This window comes from Streptomyces sp. NPDC048734 (assembly GCF_043198675.1).
In the GTDB taxonomy this organism is placed as follows: Bacteria; Actinomycetota; Actinomycetes; order Streptomycetales; family Streptomycetaceae; genus Streptomyces.
Genome location: NZ_JBICUZ010000016.1, coordinates 78,199 through 95,314, shown reverse-complemented (window position 1 = coordinate 95,314; position 17,116 = coordinate 78,199). Strand labels below are relative to the sequence as shown.

Annotated in this window: 18 protein-coding genes and 1 riboswitch; of the genes, 1 reads left to right on the top strand and 17 read right to left on the bottom strand. The window is 71.2% G+C overall.

Annotated features, from left to right (window positions below):
- Positions 1 to 60: 60 nt before the first annotated feature.
- Positions 61 to 168, bottom strand: a riboswitch (TPP riboswitch).
- Positions 169 to 225: 57 nt separating this feature from the next.
- The 6 genes from rlmN to rpsB all read right to left on the bottom strand — a co-directional run bounded on the left by rlmN (position 226) and on the right by rpsB (position 6,281).
- Positions 226 to 1,332: a 23S rRNA (adenine(2503)-C(2))-methyltransferase RlmN gene (gene rlmN / locus ACGFQC_RS30900; protein ID WP_363092141.1), complete on the bottom strand. Its 1,107-nt coding sequence runs from the start codon at positions 1,330 to 1,332 to the stop codon at positions 226 to 228.
- A gap of 107 nt (positions 1,333 to 1,439) precedes the next feature.
- Positions 1,440 to 2,666, bottom strand: a complete 1,227-nt coding sequence (locus tag ACGFQC_RS30895) for a phosphatidate cytidylyltransferase (protein WP_363092140.1) — start codon at positions 2,664 to 2,666, stop codon at positions 1,440 to 1,442.
- On the bottom strand, positions 2,666 to 3,223 hold the full coding sequence (frr, locus tag ACGFQC_RS30890; RefSeq protein WP_073499094.1) for a ribosome recycling factor: 558 nt from the start codon (positions 3,221 to 3,223) through the stop codon (positions 2,666 to 2,668). The genes ACGFQC_RS30895 and frr overlap by 1 nt, the downstream gene beginning before the upstream one ends.
- A 194-nt stretch (positions 3,224 to 3,417) precedes the next feature.
- Positions 3,418 to 4,176 (bottom strand): UMP kinase, encoded by a 759-nt coding sequence (pyrH, locus tag ACGFQC_RS30885; RefSeq protein ID WP_363092139.1) that lies wholly within the window; start codon positions 4,174 to 4,176, stop codon positions 3,418 to 3,420.
- Positions 4,177 to 4,362: 186 nt separating this feature from the next.
- Positions 4,363 to 5,199, bottom strand: a complete 837-nt coding sequence (gene tsf / locus ACGFQC_RS30880) for a translation elongation factor Ts (RefSeq protein ID WP_363092138.1) — start codon at positions 5,197 to 5,199, stop codon at positions 4,363 to 4,365.
- 155 nt (positions 5,200 to 5,354) lie between these two features.
- Positions 5,355 to 6,281, bottom strand: coding sequence for a 30S ribosomal protein S2 (rpsB, locus tag ACGFQC_RS30875; RefSeq protein WP_363092137.1), 927 nt, complete (start codon positions 6,279 to 6,281; stop codon positions 5,355 to 5,357).
- 281 nt (positions 6,282 to 6,562) lie between these two features.
- Between rpsB and ACGFQC_RS30870 the strand changes: the two genes are divergently transcribed.
- Positions 6,563 to 7,213 carry a M23 family metallopeptidase gene (locus tag ACGFQC_RS30870; protein ID WP_363092136.1) on the top strand — a complete coding sequence of 217 codons (651 nt, stop codon included), beginning with the start codon at positions 6,563 to 6,565 and terminating at the stop codon, positions 7,211 to 7,213.
- 183 nt (positions 7,214 to 7,396) lie between these two features.
- Here the strand turns inward: ACGFQC_RS30870 and ACGFQC_RS30865 are convergent, their stop codons facing one another.
- The 11 genes from ACGFQC_RS30865 to lepB (ACGFQC_RS30815) all read right to left on the bottom strand — a co-directional run bounded on the left by ACGFQC_RS30865 (position 7,397) and on the right by lepB (ACGFQC_RS30815) (position 17,090).
- Entirely contained in the window at positions 7,397 to 7,951 is a 555-nt protein-coding gene (locus tag ACGFQC_RS30865; RefSeq protein WP_363092150.1) for a helix-turn-helix domain-containing protein, read from the bottom strand.
- A 145-nt stretch (positions 7,952 to 8,096) separates the two neighbouring features.
- Entirely contained in the window at positions 8,097 to 8,939 is an 843-nt protein-coding gene (whiG, locus tag ACGFQC_RS30860) for an RNA polymerase sigma factor WhiG (RefSeq protein ID WP_363092135.1), read from the bottom strand.
- Between the two features lie 287 nt (positions 8,940 to 9,226).
- A complete protein-coding gene (gene dprA, locus ACGFQC_RS30855; protein WP_363092134.1) occupies positions 9,227 to 10,387 on the bottom strand; it encodes a DNA-processing protein DprA in 1,161 nt (386 codons plus the stop codon).
- Complete coding sequence (locus ACGFQC_RS30850; RefSeq protein WP_363092133.1) at positions 10,384 to 12,009, bottom strand: YifB family Mg chelatase-like AAA ATPase; 1,626 nt, start codon at positions 12,007 to 12,009, stop codon at positions 10,384 to 10,386. Before ACGFQC_RS30850 ends, dprA begins: the two co-directional genes overlap by 4 nt.
- Before the next feature lies 1 nt (position 12,010).
- Positions 12,011 to 12,412 (bottom strand): YraN family protein, encoded by a 402-nt coding sequence (locus ACGFQC_RS30845; protein WP_363092132.1) that lies wholly within the window; start codon positions 12,410 to 12,412, stop codon positions 12,011 to 12,013.
- 143 nt (positions 12,413 to 12,555) lie between these two features.
- Positions 12,556 to 12,864 carry a DUF2469 domain-containing protein gene (locus ACGFQC_RS30840; protein ID WP_003965949.1) on the bottom strand — a complete coding sequence of 103 codons (309 nt, stop codon included), beginning with the start codon at positions 12,862 to 12,864 and terminating at the stop codon, positions 12,556 to 12,558.
- A 56-nt stretch (positions 12,865 to 12,920) separates the two neighbouring features.
- Positions 12,921 to 13,454, bottom strand: coding sequence for an NUDIX hydrolase (locus ACGFQC_RS30835; RefSeq protein ID WP_363092131.1), 534 nt, complete (start codon positions 13,452 to 13,454; stop codon positions 12,921 to 12,923).
- The gene (gene lepB, locus ACGFQC_RS30830) at positions 13,444 to 14,226 is read right to left on the bottom strand and encodes a signal peptidase I (protein ID WP_363092130.1); all 783 of its coding nucleotides are present in this window, start codon (positions 14,224 to 14,226) and stop codon (positions 13,444 to 13,446) included. Before lepB (ACGFQC_RS30830) ends, ACGFQC_RS30835 begins: the two co-directional genes overlap by 11 nt.
- A gap of 177 nt (positions 14,227 to 14,403) precedes the next feature.
- The gene (lepB, locus tag ACGFQC_RS30825; RefSeq protein WP_363092129.1) at positions 14,404 to 15,321 is read right to left on the bottom strand and encodes a signal peptidase I; all 918 of its coding nucleotides are present in this window, start codon (positions 15,319 to 15,321) and stop codon (positions 14,404 to 14,406) included.
- Positions 15,203 to 16,363 (bottom strand): signal peptidase I, encoded by a 1,161-nt coding sequence (gene lepB / locus ACGFQC_RS30820; RefSeq protein WP_363092128.1) that lies wholly within the window; start codon positions 16,361 to 16,363, stop codon positions 15,203 to 15,205. Before lepB (ACGFQC_RS30820) ends, lepB (ACGFQC_RS30825) begins: the two co-directional genes overlap by 119 nt.
- Positions 16,356 to 17,090 (bottom strand): signal peptidase I, encoded by a 735-nt coding sequence (gene lepB, locus ACGFQC_RS30815; RefSeq protein WP_363092127.1) that lies wholly within the window; start codon positions 17,088 to 17,090, stop codon positions 16,356 to 16,358. The genes lepB (ACGFQC_RS30820) and lepB (ACGFQC_RS30815) overlap by 8 nt, the downstream gene beginning before the upstream one ends.
- Positions 17,091 to 17,116: the final 26 nt, after the last annotated feature.

Here is a 17,116-nt window from a genome sequence, read left to right as displayed (position 1 = left end):
AGGAAGAGACGCGGCCCTGCCCGGGGACCCGCGAGGGGGCTCCCGGGCAGGGCGCAACAGCTCGAGTGATGACCGAACTTCCTACCCAGAATGACCTGGGCGAGGTTCAGAGGGTCTGCGGCCCGGTTGCCGCACTCTCAGCGCTGTGGCGCTCCCCTGTCGGAATATGAAGATGTCTGGTTCGTCGCACTGTCCGAAAACAGGACCGTACTGACGTCGGCCAGACTACCGCTCGGTGGCGGCGAGCTGACCACACGCCCCGTCGATCTCCTGACCGCGGGTGTCCCGGACGGTGACGGGCACCCCGTGCGCCGCGATGGCCTCGACGAACGCCTTCTCGTCCTCGGGCCGGGAGGCGGTCCACTTGGAGCCCGGCGTCGGGTTCAGCGGGATCAGGTTCACGTGCACGGGCCGGCCCTTGAGCATGCGCCCGAGCCGGTCGCCCCGCCAGGCCTGGTCGTTGATGTCGCGGATCAGCGCGTACTCGATGGACAGCCGGCGTCCGGACTTCTCGGCGTACTCGAACCCGGCGTCGAGCACCTCGCGCACCTTCCACCGCGTGTTCACGGGGACGAGGGTGTCGCGCAGCTCGTCGTCGGGGGCGTGCAGCGAGATCGCGAGCCGGCACTTGAAGCCCTCGTCGGAGAACCGGTTGATGGCCGGCACCAGCCCGACCGTCGACACGGTGATCCCGCGCTGCGAGAGCCCCAGCCCGTCGGGCGCGGGGTCGGTGAGCGCACGGATCGCGCCGACGACCCGCTTGTAGTTGGCGAGCGGCTCGCCCATTCCCATGAACACGATGTTGGACAGCCGGGCCGGCCCTCCGGGGACCTCCCCGTCGCGCAGCGCCCGCATCCCGTCCACGATCTGGTGGACGATCTCGGCGGTGGACAGGTTCCGGTCCAGCCCGGCCTGCCCGGTCGCGCAGAAGGGACAGTTCATCCCGCAGCCGGCCTGCGAACTGATGCACATGGTGACCCGGTCCGGGTACCGCATCAGCACCGACTCCACGAGCGTGCCGTCGAACAGCCGCCAGAGCGTCTTGCGGGTGGTCCCCTGGTCCGTGGACAGGTGCCGTACGACCGTCATCAGCTCGGGCAGCAGCGCCTCGCGCAGCTTCTCGCGGGCGCCGGCGGGGATGTCGGTCCACTCGGCCGGGTCGTGCGCGAACCGCGCGAAGTAGTGCTGGGACAGCTGTTTCGCACGAAACGGCTTCTCACCGATCCCCGCCACCGCCTCCTTCCGCTCGGCGGGCGAGAGGTCGGCGAGATGCCGCGGCGGCTTCTTGGCTCCGCGGGGGGCGACGAAAGTGAGTTCTCCGGGCTTCGGCATAACCCTTCCAGTGTCGCAGATCCACTCGGATGCCCCGGTCGGCTCATACGACGAGCCCCCGTCCTCGGGGGACGGGGGCTCGTCGCGGGTGCGGGGCGGGAAGTGACTCAGCCGGAGCCCACGAACAGCACCAGCAGCAGCCACACCACCGGCGCGGTGGGCAGCAGGGAGTCCAGCCGGTCCATGATGCCGCCGTGGCCGGGGAGCAGGGTGCCCATGTCCTTGATGCCGAGGTCCCGCTTGATCATGGACTCGCCAAGGTCGCCGAGCGTGGCGCTGGCCGCGACCGCCAGGCCGAGCAGCAGGCCCTGCCACCAGGCGCCGTCCTCGATCAGGAACTGCATGCACAACGCGCCCACGACCATCGCGAAGGACACCGCGCCGAGCAGGCCCTCTCGGGTCTTGCCGGGGCTGATGCGCGGAGCGAGCTTGCGCTTGCCGAAGCGCCAGCCGACGGCGTACGCCCCGGTGTCGCTGACGACGGTCAGGAGCAGGAAGGTCAGGACGCGGCGCGCTCCGTCGTCCGCGGTGAGCATCATGGCGACGAACGTGGCCAGGAACGGGACGTAGAAGGCCGCGAAGACACCGGCCGTGACGTCCCTGAGGTAGCCCTCCGGCGGTTCCGTCATCCGCCAGACCAGGACCGCCAGCGCGGTCAGGGCCATGGCGACCCAGGCTCCCTCGGCGCCCCGGACGTACCCGGCGACGACCATGGCGGCGCCGCCGACCGCGAGCGGCACCAGCGGCGCCTTGATGCCCTTGCGCTCCTGGAGCCGGCTGGTCAGCTCCCACAGGCCGACGACGACGGCGACCGCGACAACGCCGACGAACACGGCCTTGACCACGAACAGCGACGCCACGATGACCGCACCGAGCCCGACACCGACGCCTATGGCCGCAGTCAGGTCACGGCCCGCGGTCTTCTTCTGCGGGACGGGTGCCGGCTGCGGTGCGTCGGGCATGGGCTCCGGATTCTGCGGCACCGCCGCAGGGGGCAGCGCCGACGGGGTCTCGTCACGGAACGTCCCCACGGGGAACGTCTCGTCGCGGAACGTCCCGCCGTGGGACGTCCCGTCGCGGAACGTCTCGTCTCGGAACAAGGGGCCGCCCAGCCGAGCGGCCCCCCGGTCGTCATCCTGGTTTCCGCCATGAGCGGGTACGTCGGGGACGATGGGCATGGGGCGAGTCTGCTGCGCCTCAGGCGCATCGTACGCGGGACCCGCCGCGGCAGCCCCCTGGACGGGTCCGTGCGGAACGGCCCCGTGATCGTTGGGCCCCCAGTACCCGGCCTGTGAACCGGCACGTGGCGGAGCGCCCCAGGAAGAGTCGTTCATCAGACCTCGAGCAGCTCCGCTTCCTTGTGCTTCAGGAGCTCGTCCACCTGCGCGACGTACTTCGCGGTGGTGTCGTCGAGTTCCTTCTCCGCACGGCGGCCCTCGTCCTCCCCGACCTCGCCGTCCTTGACGAGCTTGTCGATGGCGTCCTTGGCCTTGCGGCGCACGGCGCGGATGGACACCTTGGCGTCCTCGCCCTTGCTCTTGGCGACCTTGATGTAGTCGCGGCGGCGCTCCTCGGTCAGCTCGGGGAACACCACCCGGATGATGTTGCCGTCGTTGCTCGGGTTGACGCCGAGGTCCGAGTCGCGGATCGCCTGCTCGATGTTGCGCAGCGCGCTCTTGTCGAACGGGGTCACGACTGCCATGCGCGGCTCCGGCACGGAGAACGAAGCCAGCTGGTTGATCGGCGTCGGCGCGCCGTAGTAGTCGGCCACGATCTTGTTGAACATCGCCGGGTGCGCACGGCCGGTGCGGATCGCGGCGAAGTCCTCCTTGGCGACCACGACGGCCTTCTCCATCTTCTCCTCGGCCTCGAGGAGGGTCTCTTCGATCACCACTTGCTCCTGCGTGTCTTGAGTAGGCCCGGCTGCGGTTCCTTGCGGAGGCGGCGGCCGGCTGCGTCGCGTCTTCTTCCTGCACGGTTCCCGACCGGCAGGACATTGTCCATCCCCCGGCCGGGGTCCGTCGCCCGGTCGGGCTTTGTCGTGCGAACCGGGGTTCCTACGGGCCGGGCCCGGGAGTTCCCCCGTCAGGCCCGGCTGCCTTGCTCACTCACCAGCGTGCCGATCTTCTCACCCTTGACGGCCCGCGCGATATTGCCCTCCGCCAGAAGCTCGAAGACGAGGATCGGGAGCTTGTTGTCGCGGCACAGCGTGATGGCGGTGGCGTCGGCGACCTTCAGATCGCGGGTGATGACCTCGCCGTAGCCGAGGGCGTCGAACTTGACGGCCTCCGGGTTGGTCTTCGGGTCGGAGTCGTAGACGCCGTCCACGCCGTTCTTGCCCATCAGGAGGGCCTCGGCGTCGATCTCCAGGGCGCGCTGGGCGGCGGTGGTGTCCGTGGAGAAGTACGGCATGCCCATGCCGGCGCCGAAGATGACCACGCGGCCCTTCTCCAGGTGGCGCACGGCGCGCAGCGGGATGTACGGCTCGGCGACCTGTCCCATGGTGATGGCGGTCTGGACACGGCTGTCGATGCCCTCCTTCTCCAGGAAGTCCTGGAGGGCGAGGCAGTTCATGACCGTGCCGAGCATGCCCATGTAGTCCGAGCGGGCCCGGTCCATGCCGCGTACCTGGAGTTCGGCGCCGCGGAAGAAGTTGCCGCCGCCGATGACCACCGCGATCTGCGCCCCGTCGCGCACGACGGCCGCGATCTCGCGGGCGATCTTGTGCACCACGTCGGGGTCGACACCCAGACTGCCGCCACCGGCGAAAGCCTCTCCGGACAGCTTCAGCAGAAACCGGCCGCTCACTTCGCCGTCGTCGCTCTTCTGGGCCTTGGTGGTCATGGGAGATCCCGCCTCTTTCACGTGGTGCACATACGAAGAAGGCCACTGCCGGTGGGGTGTTCGCAACCCGTGCGCGGCAATGGCCTCCTCGTCAGATCTGCTGTCGTCCGCCACACGCCAGGTGACGGCGTCCACGGACGACTGCTGCCGACCCTATCGGGGCCGGGCGTCCGTCGCGGTACGGACTCAGATGCCGACCTTGATGCGCGCGAAGCGCTTCAGGGTGACACCGGCCTCGTCCAGGACCTTCTGCACGGACTTCTTGTTGTCCAGAGCGTACGGCTGACCGAGGACCGTGGCGTCCTTGAAGAAGCCGTTGAGGCGACCCTCGACGATCTTGGCGATCGCGGCCTCGGGCTTGCCCTCGGCGCGGGTGGTCTCCTCGGCGATACGACGCTCCGACTCGACGACCTCGGCCGGCACGTCCTCCTTGGAGAGGTACTTCGGCGCGAAGGCGGCGATGTGCTGGGCGATGCCCTTGGCGACCTCGGCGTTGGGCTTGTCCAGCTCGACGAGGACACCGATCTGCGGGGGCAGGTCGGGCATCGTGCGGTGCATGTAGACCGAGACGTAGCCGTCCGCGAACTGCGCGAAGCGGTCCAGGACGATCTTCTCGCCCAGGTTGGCGTTGGCCTCGTCCACGAACGCCTGGACGGTCTTGCCGGGCTCGATCTCGGAGGCGAGCAGCGCCTCGATGTCGGCCGGGGAGGTCTTGGCGACGTGCTCGGCGATCGCGCTGGCGACGGCCTGGAACTTCTCGCCCTTGGCGACGAAGTCCGTCTCGCACTTCAGCTCGACCAGGACGCCGGAGGAGTTGTCGTCGGCGACGAGGGAGACCACGGCGCCGTTCTCGGCGGAGCGGCCCTCGCGCTTGGCGACGCCCTTCTGGCCCTTGATGCGGAGCGCCTCGACGGCCTTGTCGACGTTGCCCTCGGCCTCGTCCAGCGCCTTCTTGCAGTCCATCATGCCGGCGCCGGTGAGCTCGCGGAGCTTCTTGACGTCGGCGGCGGTGTAGTTCGCCATGAGTCTGTGAGTCTTTCTCGAAGTCTGGAAGATCGGAGATCTACGGGGTCTGTGGCCCCCACGGAACCGTGGGGCCGCGACCCACCGCTGACTTACGGGTGAACGGCGGGAGCGGACGTGACGTCACCGCTCCCGCCGTCGCACGTCCCGACGGGTCAGGCCTGCTCGCCCTCGGCGGCCGGGGCCTCGGCCTCGGCCGCCGGAGCCTCCGCAGCCGGGGCCTCCTCGGCGGCGGGCGCCTCGGCAGCGGCCTCGGCCGGCTTCTCGGCGGCCTCGTCCGTGTTCTCGGCGGTCTCGGCGTCCGCCTTCTTCTCGCCCTCGAGCAGGTCGCGCTCCCACGCGGCCAGCGGCTCGCCGGCGGCCTTTTCGCCCTTGCCCTCGGTGGCGACACCGGAGCGGGAGATGAGGCCCTCGGCCACGGCGTCGGCGATCACGCGGGTGAGCAGGGTGACGGAGCGGATCGCGTCGTCGTTGCCCGGGATCTTGTAGTCGACCTCGTCGGGGTCACAGTTGGTGTCGAGGATGGCGACGACCGGGATGTTGAGCTTCCGGGCCTCACCGACCGCGATGTGCTCCTTCTTGGTGTCCACGATCCAGACGGCGCTGGGAACCTTGGACATCTCGCGGATACCACCGAGGGTCTTCTCGAGCTTGGCCTTCTCACGCGAGAGGACCAGGAGCTCCTTCTTCGTCAGACCCGACGCGGCGACGTCCTCGAAGTCGATCTGCTCGAGCTCCTTGAGGCGCTGCAGACGCTTGTAGACGGTCGAGAAGTTGGTGAGCATGCCGCCCAGCCAGCGCTGGTTGACGTAGGGCATGCCGACGCGGGTGGCCTGCTCGGCGATGGCCTCCTGCGCCTGCTTCTTCGTGCCGACGAACATGACCGTGCCGCCGTGGGCGACGGTCTCCTTGACGAACTCGTAGGCACGGTCGATGTACGACAGCGACTGGAGCAGGTCGATGATGTAGATGCCGTTGCGCTCGGTGAAGATGAAGCGCTTCATCTTCGGGTTCCAGCGACGGGTCTGGTGACCGAAGTGGACGCCGCTCTCCAGCAGCTCCCGCATCGTGACGACGGCCATGGCCGTTCTCCTTGTTTTTCTCGGTTGTGCCGCGGGGACCGGACGGCTCCCGCGCCTGACGCCCGCGATGCGCCGAGCCACGAAGGACCGAGGGGCGCAGATACCGGAATCCGACCACTGCCGGGACCCCGGTACCGGGGCGTGCGAAGTCGACCCGGTGACCCGGATCGCCAGAAGAAGTGTACGGGACCCGCGGGGTACCGGGTGACGCCGCTGTCCACAACCGGGGAGTTGTCCACAGGTCCGGGCGCCGTCGGCCCGCGGGCGGGGACCGTACTCCCATGCACGTCAAACGACTCCTGTCCCTGCTGCCGGCCGTCCTGCTCACCGTGACGGCCTCGGCGGCCGGCGCCTCGCCCGAACCGGTTCGAACTCCGGCTCCGGTTCGAACTCCGGCTCCGGTCCGAACTCCGGCTCCGGACCCCCCTCCGGTACCGACCCCGGCTCCGCCCCCGGACGCGGAGCCGGTACCCGTTCCGGCGATCGCCCGGTCATGGCCGGTGGGCGCCCGCCCCGTGGTGGTACGCGGCTGGGACCCCCCGGCCACCCCGTACGCCCGCGGCCACCGCGGTGTCGACCTGGCGGCCCCCGTCGGCGCCCCGGTCCGGGCGGTGGCGGCGGGCCGGGTGCTGTTCGCGGGCCAGGTGGCGGGCAGGGGCGTGGTCTCACTGGAACTGACGGGCACGGGCAACCCGCCCCTGCGCACGACCTACACGCCGGTGCGCCCCTCGGTCTCCGAGGGCGACGAGATCACCCCGACCCAGCCGGTCGGCACCCTCGCCGCCGCGCCCTCCCACTGCGCCGGCCCATGCCTGCACTGGGGCCTGCGCAGGGACAAGACCTACCTGAACCCGCTGTCCCTGCTCCCGGCATGGCTGAGCACGAGGGCCCCTGCGCGGCTGCTGCCCGTCCTGGGCGTACCGCTGCCGTAGCCAGGTGATCCGCGGCGACCGTGCCGTCCGGATCGGCTCCCGGCCACCGGGGGACGGCACCCCACGGTCGCCGGACCGGACTGCCCGCACACACCACCGACGGCGGGCGCCGGGAAGCAGACACCGCGCACCAGCACCAGCACCAGCACCAGCACCAGCACCGAGTGAACCCGCGGCGCGGGTCTACCCCCGAATCCCCCGCGTCACCATCCCCACCGCCGCCTCCGTCACCACGGAGGCCTCCTCCACGCCCAGCTCGAGCCTTCGCACGGCCGCGTCCACGACACCCTGGACCAACATGGCCGCCAACCGCGGTTCCGCGTGCCCCGTCTCCGCCACCGCCTCGACGATCATCGCCACGAGGCCCCCGTGCGCGGCCCGGATCTTCTCCCGCGCCCCCGCGTCCAGCTCGCTCGCCGAGATCGCCACGACGGCCCGGTGCCGCCGGTCCCCGACCAGCGCCAGCTGCCGGCGCACGTACGCCTCGACCTTGGCCTCCGGCCCTTCCGCGGCGGCCATCGCCGACTCGACCTCGGCCGCCCAGACGGGGAAGTCGACCTCGCACAGCTCCTCGACCACGGCAGCCCGCGACCGGAAGTACTCGTACACGGAGGAGCGCGCGAGCCCCGTCCGCTCGGCGAGAGCGGGGAAGGTCAGCGCCTCCGTACCGCCCTCGGACAACAGCGAACGGGCCGCGTCCAGCAGGGCGGCTCGCTGCATCGACCGGTGCTCGGCCACGGAGGCCGCTCGAATCCTTGGCACGTCGACCACTCTACGGACGCCGCACCCGCATGGGGAGTGGCTCCGCCCGCACGACCCCGCGCGGCCCGGGCGACAGCCGCAGCACCAGCGCCCCTCGCCGCACCGCCTCGGCCGGGCCGGGTCAACGGCCGAAACCGGCCAGTTTCGCGCGCAGCTGGAGCACGGATTTGGTGTGGATCTGGCTCACCCGGCTCTCGGTGACCCCCAGCACGTTGCCGATCTCGGCGAGGGTCAGTCCTTCGTAGTAGTACAGCGTCACGACCGTCTTCTCCCGCTCGGGCAGGGTGTTGATGGCCCGCGCCAGAAATCGCCGCAGTTCACGGTCCTCGGCCACCTCCACGGGGTTGTCCGCGGCGGTGTCCTCCAGGGTGTCCATGAAGCTGAGGCCGTCCCCGCCCTCGCCGCCGACATGCAGCAGCTCCTCCAGGGCCACCACGTTGGCCAGCGACAACTGGCTGAACACGGAGTGCAGGTCGTCCACCGCGATGCCCAGTTCGGCGGCCACCTCGACCTCCGAGGGAGTACGTCTGAGCCGTGCCTCCAGGGTGGCGTAGGCCCGCTCCACGTTCCGCGCCTTCTGCCGCACCGACCGGGGGATCCAGTCCAGCGCGCGCAGTTCGTCGATCATCGCGCCCCGGATCCGGGTGATCGCGTACGTCTCGAACTTGATCTCCCGTTCGATGTCGAACTTCTCGATCGCGTCGATCAGCCCGAACACCCCCGAGGACACGAAGTCGGCCTGTTCCACATTGGGCGGCAGGCCCACGCTCACCCTGCCCGCCACGTACTTCACGAGCGGCGAGTAGTGCAGGATCAGCTGCTCCCGCAGCCGCTCGTCCCCCGTCGCCTTGTACGACCGCCACAGCTCGTCGAGTGTCGAGGGAGCGGGCGGCCGCACGCTGCCACCGTCACGGGCGGTTGGGGGGATCGCCGCCCGGTCGGACCCGGAGGTGTGCTGGGGCATTCGTCGCCTTGTGTCGTTCTGCCGTGATGTGCGTGCGGGGGTGTCTGGGTGAGCCGTCGGTCTGGTGTCGGGTGGTGCCGAGTGGCCGGTCCGTGCCGGGATCCTCGTGAGCGTAGCGTGACTGAGGTGTCGCGGTGTGCGAACAGTACGCCCCGTGCTGTACGCGGATGAGTTCCGCTCGGCGCCCCGGCGAGGCGCGGCGGTCGCCCCGGGTGACCGGCGGGGCGCGTCAACTACGGTCAACCTCAAGGGCTTCGGTGTTCCCTCGGACGGCCGAACCCTCTCGGTCAACACGAGCGTCGCCCCGCTCGGACGGTGACCATCGCCTGGCGTGTCAACTTCCAGTCGTCGCCGTGTCGTTCGACATAACCGAGTGCCCTGAGTTCGTACAGTCTCGCGATCGCGTCGTCCCTGGTGGTGCCGCCCTCCCGGGCGATCTCGTCGACCGCCGCCACCCGCCGGCCGGGGAGCGCGGCCAGGACGCGCCGGGCGTCCGGTTCCAGGAGGTCGTGGGGCAGCACCGGGCCGCGCCGCTCCGGGGCCAGTTCTCCGATGCCGCCGACCAGTTCGACGACCTCCGCGGCGTCGGTGACCAGCACGGCCTCTCCGCGCAGGAGTTCGTGCACCCCCGCCGAGAGGCCGCTGGTGGCGGGGCCGGGGACACCCATGGCGTGCCGGCCCAGTCGCTGTGCCGCCCGCGCGGTGGCGAGGGAGCCGCTGCGGTGGGCCGCCTCGACCACCACCGTGCCGCCGGTGAGCGCGGCGATGACCCGGTTGCGCAGGATGAACCTGCTCTGCGTGGGATGATCACCCGGGGGCAGTTCACCCACGACCAGTCCCTGTTCCGCGATCCTGTTGATCAACCCCGTGTGTCCGCGCGGGTAGGGCCGGTCGACCCCGCAGGCGAGCACGGCGACGGTGGCACCGCCCGCGGCGAGCGCGCCCCGGTGCGCGGCGCCGTCGACGCCGTAGGCGCCGCCGGAGACCACCACCCAGCCGCGCTCGGCGAGTCCGGAGGCGAGGGTGGCCGCCATGTGCGCGCCGTACTCGGTGCAGGCGCGGGCGCCGACGACCGCGACCGACCTGAGCGCCCACATCCGCAGGCTGGGCCGGCCCCGGACCCACAGGCCCAGCGGCCGGGCGTCCCCGAGATCGTCCAGCGGGCCGGGCCACTCGGTGTCCCCCGGGCACACGAACCGCACCCCGGCCTCCCGGGCGACGGCCAGGTCCCGTTCCGGCTCGGCCCGGGCGGCTCGCGCCAGGAGCCCGGCCCATCGCTGCCCGGTCACCCCGGGCAGGGCTTCCCGGCCGGCGCGCAGCCGCCGTACCACCTCTCCGGCACCGTGCTCGCGCACCCAGCCGCCGCCGACCTCGTCGCCGGGTTCGAGGACCCGGGTGAGGAAGGCCCGCGCGAGCCGCTCCCCGCCCGGCCCGTCGGTGCCGGTCACGTCAGCGCCCCGAGCGCCATCGGCACGCCGCGCGGGACCCCCGTACGCAGTTGCAGGGCCAGGGCGACGTCCCCCGCGTCGGGCCGGTCATGTCCGACCAGGTCGGCAACGGTCCAGGCGACGCGCAGGACGCGGTCCAGCCCGCGGGCGGTGAGCACTCCCCGCTCCAGGCTCCGCTCGGCCTCCTGCATCGCGCCGGTCGCGGGATGCCACCGGCTGCGCAGCTCCCGTCCCGGCACCTCGCTGTTGGTCCGCCAGGGAGTGCCCGCCAGCCGGGCTGCCGCACGCTCGCGTGCGGCCCGGACCCGGTCGGCGACGGTCGCCGTGGAGTCGCCGCCGGGGCCGCGGTGGGCCAGCTCGGCCCTGCTGACCGGGTCGACCTCCACCCGCAGGTCCACCCGGTCGAGCAGCGGTCCGGAGAGCCGGGCCTGGTAGCGGCGGATCGCCGAGGGCGGGCATTCGCACAGGGTGTCACGCTGAGAGAACCGGCCGCACGGGCACGGATTCGCCGCCAGCACCATGAGGAACCGTGCGGGAAACCGCACCACGCCGGCGCTGCGCGCGATCACGACATGACCGGCTTCCAGGGGCTGCCGCAGGGCGTCGAGGGCGTGGGTGCTGAACTCCGGGGTCTCGTCCAGAAAGAGAATGCCCCGGTGAGCCATCGACACGGCTCCGGGCCGGGCGACGTGGGGACCGCCTCCCACGAGCGCCTGCATGGTGGCCGAGTGGTGCGGGGCGCAGTACGGGGGGACGTCGATCAGCGGTTTGCCCGGCGGCAGCAGTCCGGCGACCGAGTGGACGGCCGTGACCTCCAGGGACTCCTCCCGGCCGAGCCGGGGCAGGACGGCCGGCATGCGCTCCGCGAGCATGGTCTTGCCGGCGCCCGGCGGGCCTTCCAGGAACAGGTGGTGCCCGCCCGCCGCGGAGACCTCGACGGCCGTGCGCGCCGAGCGCTGTCCCACGACGTCCGCGAGGTCGTGCCCCGGGTCGTGCGGGGCGGTGCCGAGGCCGTGCACCCCGGTGGCCGTGCCGGTGCCGGGCATCCGCAGGCCGGCCATGAGCGGGTCGGGCCGACCCGGCTCGTCCGGCTCCTCGTCGGGCACCGGTTCGTCGGCGAGGACGGCGATCAGCTGGCGCAGGCTGCGCACTCCGAGCACGGAGACACCCGGGACCAGTGAGGCCTCGGCGGCGGCGCACTCGGGCACGACCACCTGTTCGTACCCGGCGTCCGCCGCCGCCAGCACCGCGGGAAGGATCCCGCGGACCGGGCGGACCCGTCCGTCGAGACCCAGCTCGCCGATCATCACGATGTCGGCGAGCACCCGCGGGTCGATCCGCTCGGCCGCGCCGAGCACGGCACTGGCGATGGCGAGGTCGAAGCCGCTGCCGGCCTTGGGCACGGAGGCCGGGCTGAGACCGACGGTGAGCTTCTTCTGCGGCCATTCGCCGCCCGAGTTCACCACCGCCGCCCGGACCCGGTCCCGGCTCTCGCTCAGGCTCTTGTCGGGCAGCCCCACCAGGGTGAACGCCGCCACTCCTGGTTCCAGGTCGGCCTGGACCTCGACGACGACGCCTTCGACGCCCACCAGCGCCACCGAGCAGGTGCGCGCGAACCCCATCTCAGGCCACCCCCCGCACGTGCTCGACGAGGGCGGCCCCGCGGCGGGGCAGGAGGACGCCGACCAGGTCGATGCGGACGCCGCCCGGCGGGGCTCCTCCGTGCGTCTGGACCCATCGCTCGGCGAGTCCGCGCAGCCGCTCCGCCTTCTCGGGCGTCACCCCTGCCATGGGGTGCTGGAATCCACCGCCGCGGCGGGTCTTGACCTCGCAGACGACCAGCACGTCGCCGTCCCGCGCGACGATGTCGATCTCACCGGTCCTGCCGCAGCGCCAGTTGCGCTCCAGGACCGTCATTCCGGCTTCTGCCAGCCGCCGCGCGGCCAGGTCCTCGCCGTACCTGCCGAGTGCCCCTCGTGCCAGATCCGTCTTCATGTCGGCACCACCTCCGGCGCCAACGTTCACGCATCAGCGGAAGCCGGAAGGATCTTGGTGCACAACCCGGCGGCTGTGGACAACTCCGTCACCCGCGGGAGCGACGGACAGCGGCCCGGGAGCTCCGGCGAGAACGACGGTCGTCCGTCCGGAAGCTCCGGCGGAAGCGAGGGTCACCCGCCCGGAAGCTCAAGGTCGCTCTTGTTCAGCTCCTCGATGTTCACATCCTTGAACGTGAGCACCCGCACCTGCTTCACGAACCGGGCCGGCCGGTACATGTCCCACACCCAGGCATCCGCCATCGACACCTCGAAGAACACCTCTCCCTGGACCGAGTGCACCTGCATCTCGTAGTCGTTGGTGAGGTAGAAACGCCGCTCGGTCTCGATCACGTATTTGAACAGACCGACGACGTCGCGGTACTCCCGGTAGAGCTTCAGCTCCATCTCGGTCTCGTACTTCTCGAGGTCCTCGGCGCTCATGGCATGTTCCCCTTCAGCCGTGCGATCCCCCCATTGTGCGCCAGTCCCGAGAGCCGCTAGACGATTTCCGTGTCAAGGGTTACGGGCCGGGCCGGGGGGCCTTCGTCGAGCAGCCTGCTCAGCAGCCCTGCGAGTCTGGTCGGATACACCGTCTCATGTGCCTGGGCCAGTTCCCGACACGTCCACCAGCGCGCTCCGCAGACGCTCCGTCGCTCCAGTTCGGTGAGCGCCGTCGCCCGGGGCTCCATCCTGGACGTATCGGCCGTACGGGCCAGGTAGTACCACTCGTCCTGGTCCCAGCGGCGGCCCGCGAACGGGAAGGAACACCTCCGCCGCCACAGCACCGGGCCGAGCTCGACGTCGGTGATGCCGGTCTCCTCGGCGAGTTCCCGCAGCGCGGCCTCTTCACGGGTCTCGTCGCCCTCCACGCCGCCGCCGGGGGTGAACCACCAGTCGTCGGCCGGATCGTCCGGCTCATGGCCGTGCAGCAGCAGGATGCGGTCCGCGGGGTCGAGCAGCACCACCCGGGCGACCCTGCGCGGTCCGCCCTCGTACGAGTCGACGCCCGCGTCCGTCGCCTCAGCGGACACCGGTGGGCTCCGGACGGGTGCCGACGCGGCCCCGGGCGGCACGCTTGGCGATCGGGCCGTAGGCGCCGCCGCCGAGGACGAGCACCGCGCCGGCCGCGATCAGCCAGCCGATCGTGCGCAGCGGCCCCGGCTCGGAGAGCGTGCCCAGCGCCTCGAATCCGGTGGGGCGCTTGAGCATGCCGTCCGTGGGCCATACGACGGCGTCCACGCGGGCTTTGACGGACCCGCGGGACACCGTGCCGCTGGCTGCGTCGGTGAGGTGGGCGGTGGAGTCCAGGGAGCCCTGGCGTTCGTCGCCGAGCAGGAAGAGGCGGCCGTCGGGGACCTCCACGGTCGGGAAGTTCGTGATCCCGGCGGGGCTGCCCTCGGGCAGGTAAGGTTCCTCGATCTGCTTGCCGTTGACGGTCAGCTTGCCGTCGGTGCAGCAGGAGACGGTGTCGCCGCCGACCGCCACGACCCGCTTGACGACGGGCGCGTTGTCCGCCCACGTCTTGTCGGTGAAGACGACGACGTCTCCGCGGCGCACCTCGTCGCCGTCCACGACCTGGGCGAGGACCCGGTCCCCGGCGGCGATGGTCGGGGACATGGAGCTGGTGGGCACGGTGTACGGCCGGTAGATGAGCGCCGCCCAGCCGAATCCGCCGAGGAACAGCGCGAGGCCCAGCGCGACGGCCACACCGGACAGCACGTGTCCGGTCCGCCCGCCCGCCGGACCAGTGCTGGTGCCACCGCCGCCGTGCGGGGCCGTACGTGTCGTGCTCTCGCCACCCATGGATCGGCACCCTACCCGGCGGTACGAGCCCGGGTCAGCCCTCGTCCCCGGCCGGGGCCGGGGCTTGGGAAAGGGTTTGCCGAGCAGATCAGCGGCACCCCGGCACATCAGGGGCCCGGCTGCCCAGCCGGGCCCGGCCGGATCAGCGGGTCCGGGCCGAAGCGGGGCCCGGCCGGATCAGCGGGTCCGGGCCGTCTCGGCGCGCCGACGGCGCCAGAGGGCCACCGGTACGACACCGGCCAGCGCGACGCTCTGCGGGGCGACCGTGAGGGTGGCCGAGGCCGCCGGGCCGGCCTGGAGACCCTGCTGGTCGAAGGTGTCCGGCACCGGCAGCGTGCCCCAGCGGTTGATCGGCCAGGCCTTGACGATGGCACGCCCGACGACCTGGTCGACGGGGACCATGCCGTGGTTCTTGTCGGACTGGTTGTAGCGGGAGTCGCGCGAGTTCTGGCGGTGGTCACCCATCACCCAGATGAAGCCCTTGGGGACCTTCACCGTGAACTGGCCGCCCTGGTCGTCCATGCTGCACGGGGTGTTGCCCGGGTACACGTACGGCTCGTTCAGCGCCTTGCCGTTGACCCTGAGCGGGCCGGTCTTGTTGCAGGAGACGGTGTCGCCGCCGACCCCGATCACCCGCTTGATCAGGTCCTTCTCCTCCACCGACGGCATCAGGCCGATCCAGCTGAGGAAGGTCTGGATCGCGTTCGGCTCGGCGGTGGGCTCGCCCGCGAGCCAGGCGTCCGGGTCGTGGAAGACGACGACCTCGCCGCGCTCGGGCTCGGAGCCGAACCACGGGGTGAGCTTGTCGACCAGGACCCGGTCGCCCTCCTGGAGGGTGTTCTGCATCGAGTCGGAGGGAATCGAGAACGCCTGTACCAGGAACGTCTTGATCAGCAGCGCGAGGACGAGCGCGATGCCGATCAGGATCGGCAGTTCCTTCCAGAACGAGCGCGGCTTCTTCGCCCTGGGCGCCCCGTCACCGGAGCCCTGTCCCGTCACGGGGGGCTGCCCGTCCCCGGGCCCGTCGTCCCCGGCCGCCGGGGAGTCGTTCCCGGAGGTCACAGCGCCGTCCGCGGCCGGGCCGGCCTCGCCCACGGGGTGTCCGCGGTGCTCCTCGCCGTCGTGCCCGGACCGTGCGCCAACCGCCACATCCCCCACGCCAACTCCTCACTCTGTGCCGCTGCCTGCCCCACATACGACGCAGGCCCACCACTCCCATAACGAGCGGGAGTTCCGCAGGGCTCGGGAGTCGGATCGTTCCGTTCGGATCGTCGGGAGCAACCCTATGCGACCCGTCGGACCGCGCGGTCGCGCCGGACGCCGAGTCGGTCACGGAGGAAAAGGTTTGCGGTTCCTCGAGGGAGTTCCAGTGGCCCAGCGGCCAGGCGATGACCATGGCGCGCCCCACGACCCCGTCCTCGGACACCGTGCCGCCGTACGTGTCCTGGTGGGACCGCGAGTCCGCGGAGTTCTCCCGATGGTCGCCCATCACCCACAGGCGTCCCTCGGGGACGGTGACGTCGAAGGGCGTGAGCGAGGGTGCGTTGGCGGGGTGGAGGTAGTCCGCCTCGTTCAGGGGAACGCCATTGACGGTGACCCGCCCTTGCGCGTCACAGCACTGGACGTGGTCGCCGCCCACGCCGACGACCCGCTTGATGAGGTCCTTCTCGTCGTCGGACGGCAGCAGACCGATGAAGGTGAGGCCTTCCTTGACCTGCTTGACGACGACGGGGTCGTCCTTCTTCGTGGCGGTCTGCTCGTCCTGCAGCCAGCCGCCGGGGTCCTTGAAGACGACGACGTCCCCGCGCTGCGGCTTGGAGCCGAACCACGGGGTGAACTTGTCGACCAGGACCCGGTCACCGATCTGGATCGTCTGTTCCATGGAGCCGGACGGAATCACGAAGGCCTGCACCAGGAACGTCTTCAGGACGAGCGCTATCAGGACGGCGACCCCGACGAGCAGCGGGATCTCCCGGACGGCGCTGCGCCTGCGCTTGCGCTTGACCTTGCGCTGGAGCTTGCGCCGCTCCGCGCGCGTGCGGCCGCCGGCCGGTGCGGCGGCGCGCCGGACACCGGTGGGCAGGAGGTTGTCCGCGGCGCTGTCGGACGCGCCGCGGGGCTTGCCGCGGTTACCCATGGGCGCCCGCCGGGTCCGGCTCGGTGCTCGCCTCCGGCACGCGCGCGTAGCCGCTCGGGCGGTGCAGGCGGGTGAGGTGGGCGAAGGGCCAGGCGATCCAGTCGGCACGGCCGATCACGACGTCCACGGGGACCATGCCGCCGCCCGGCGAGCCGAGATGGTCGCGGGAGTCGCGGGAGTCGCTGCGGTGGTCGCCGAGGACGAACAGGGTGCCCTCGGGCACGACCACGTCGAAGGGCACCGTGGACGGGCTGTCGCCCGGATACAGGAACGTCGACTCGTCGACCGGCCGGCCGTTCACCTGGATCCTCCCCTCCTTGTCGCAGCAGACCACGTGGTCTGCCCCCACACCCACTACGCGCTTGATGTAGTCGGCGTCCCCGAAGTACCCGGTGCCGTCGAACACGACGATGTCGCCGCGCCGCGGCTCGGCCCCGAAACGGTACGCCAACCTATTTACGAGAACGCGGTCGCCGATCCTCAATCCGTTCTCCATGGATCCGCTGGGAATCTGGAACGGTTTCACCACGAAGAGGTTGAGGAGCAGCAGGAACAGCAGGCAGATCAGCAGGGTGAGACTGGTCCGGCCGCCCGGCAGCCATTCCGTGATCCGTGCCACGAACGCGAAACGCGACCGGTCCTCCGGTCCCTCCGGGTCCGGGATCGCTCCGGGATCGGAAGGGCGGGAGGAGCGGTCGCGCTCCGTCGGCTGAGCTTCGGTGTCCATCGGAGCCAGATGCTATCCGGCCCCGT

Bases quoted from the DNA above. Each gene is read 5' to 3' on its own strand.
- ACGFQC_RS30850 (WP_363092133.1), bottom strand. From the start codon at position 12,009: ATGGGGTTCGCGCGCACCTGCTCGGTGGCGCTGGTGGGCGTCGAAGGC.
- lepB (WP_363092127.1), bottom strand. From the start codon at position 17,090: ATGGACACCGAAGCTCAGCCGACGGAGCGCGACCGCTCCTCCCGCCCT.
- ACGFQC_RS30895 (WP_363092140.1), bottom strand. From the start codon at position 2,666: ATGAACGACTCTTCCTGGGGCGCTCCGCCACGTGCCGGTTCACAGGCC.
- ACGFQC_RS30840 (WP_003965949.1), bottom strand. From the start codon at position 12,864: ATGAGCGCCGAGGACCTCGAGAAGTACGAGACCGAGATGGAGCTGAAG.
- lepB (WP_363092128.1), bottom strand. From the start codon at position 16,363: ATGGGTAACCGCGGCAAGCCCCGCGGCGCGTCCGACAGCGCCGCGGAC.
- lepB (WP_363092130.1), bottom strand. From the start codon at position 14,226: ATGGGTGGCGAGAGCACGACACGTACGGCCCCGCACGGCGGCGGTGGC.
- pyrH (WP_363092139.1), bottom strand. From the start codon at position 4,176: ATGACCACCAAGGCCCAGAAGAGCGACGACGGCGAAGTGAGCGGCCGG.
- tsf (WP_363092138.1), bottom strand. From the start codon at position 5,199: ATGGCGAACTACACCGCCGCCGACGTCAAGAAGCTCCGCGAGCTCACC.
- rpsB (WP_363092137.1), bottom strand. From the start codon at position 6,281: ATGGCCGTCGTCACGATGCGGGAGCTGCTGGAGAGCGGCGTCCACTTC.
- rlmN (WP_363092141.1), bottom strand. From the start codon at position 1,332: ATGCCGAAGCCCGGAGAACTCACTTTCGTCGCCCCCCGCGGAGCCAAG.
- whiG (WP_363092135.1), bottom strand. From the start codon at position 8,939: ATGCCCCAGCACACCTCCGGGTCCGACCGGGCGGCGATCCCCCCAACC.
- ACGFQC_RS30870 (WP_363092136.1), top strand. From the start codon at position 6,563: ATGCACGTCAAACGACTCCTGTCCCTGCTGCCGGCCGTCCTGCTCACC.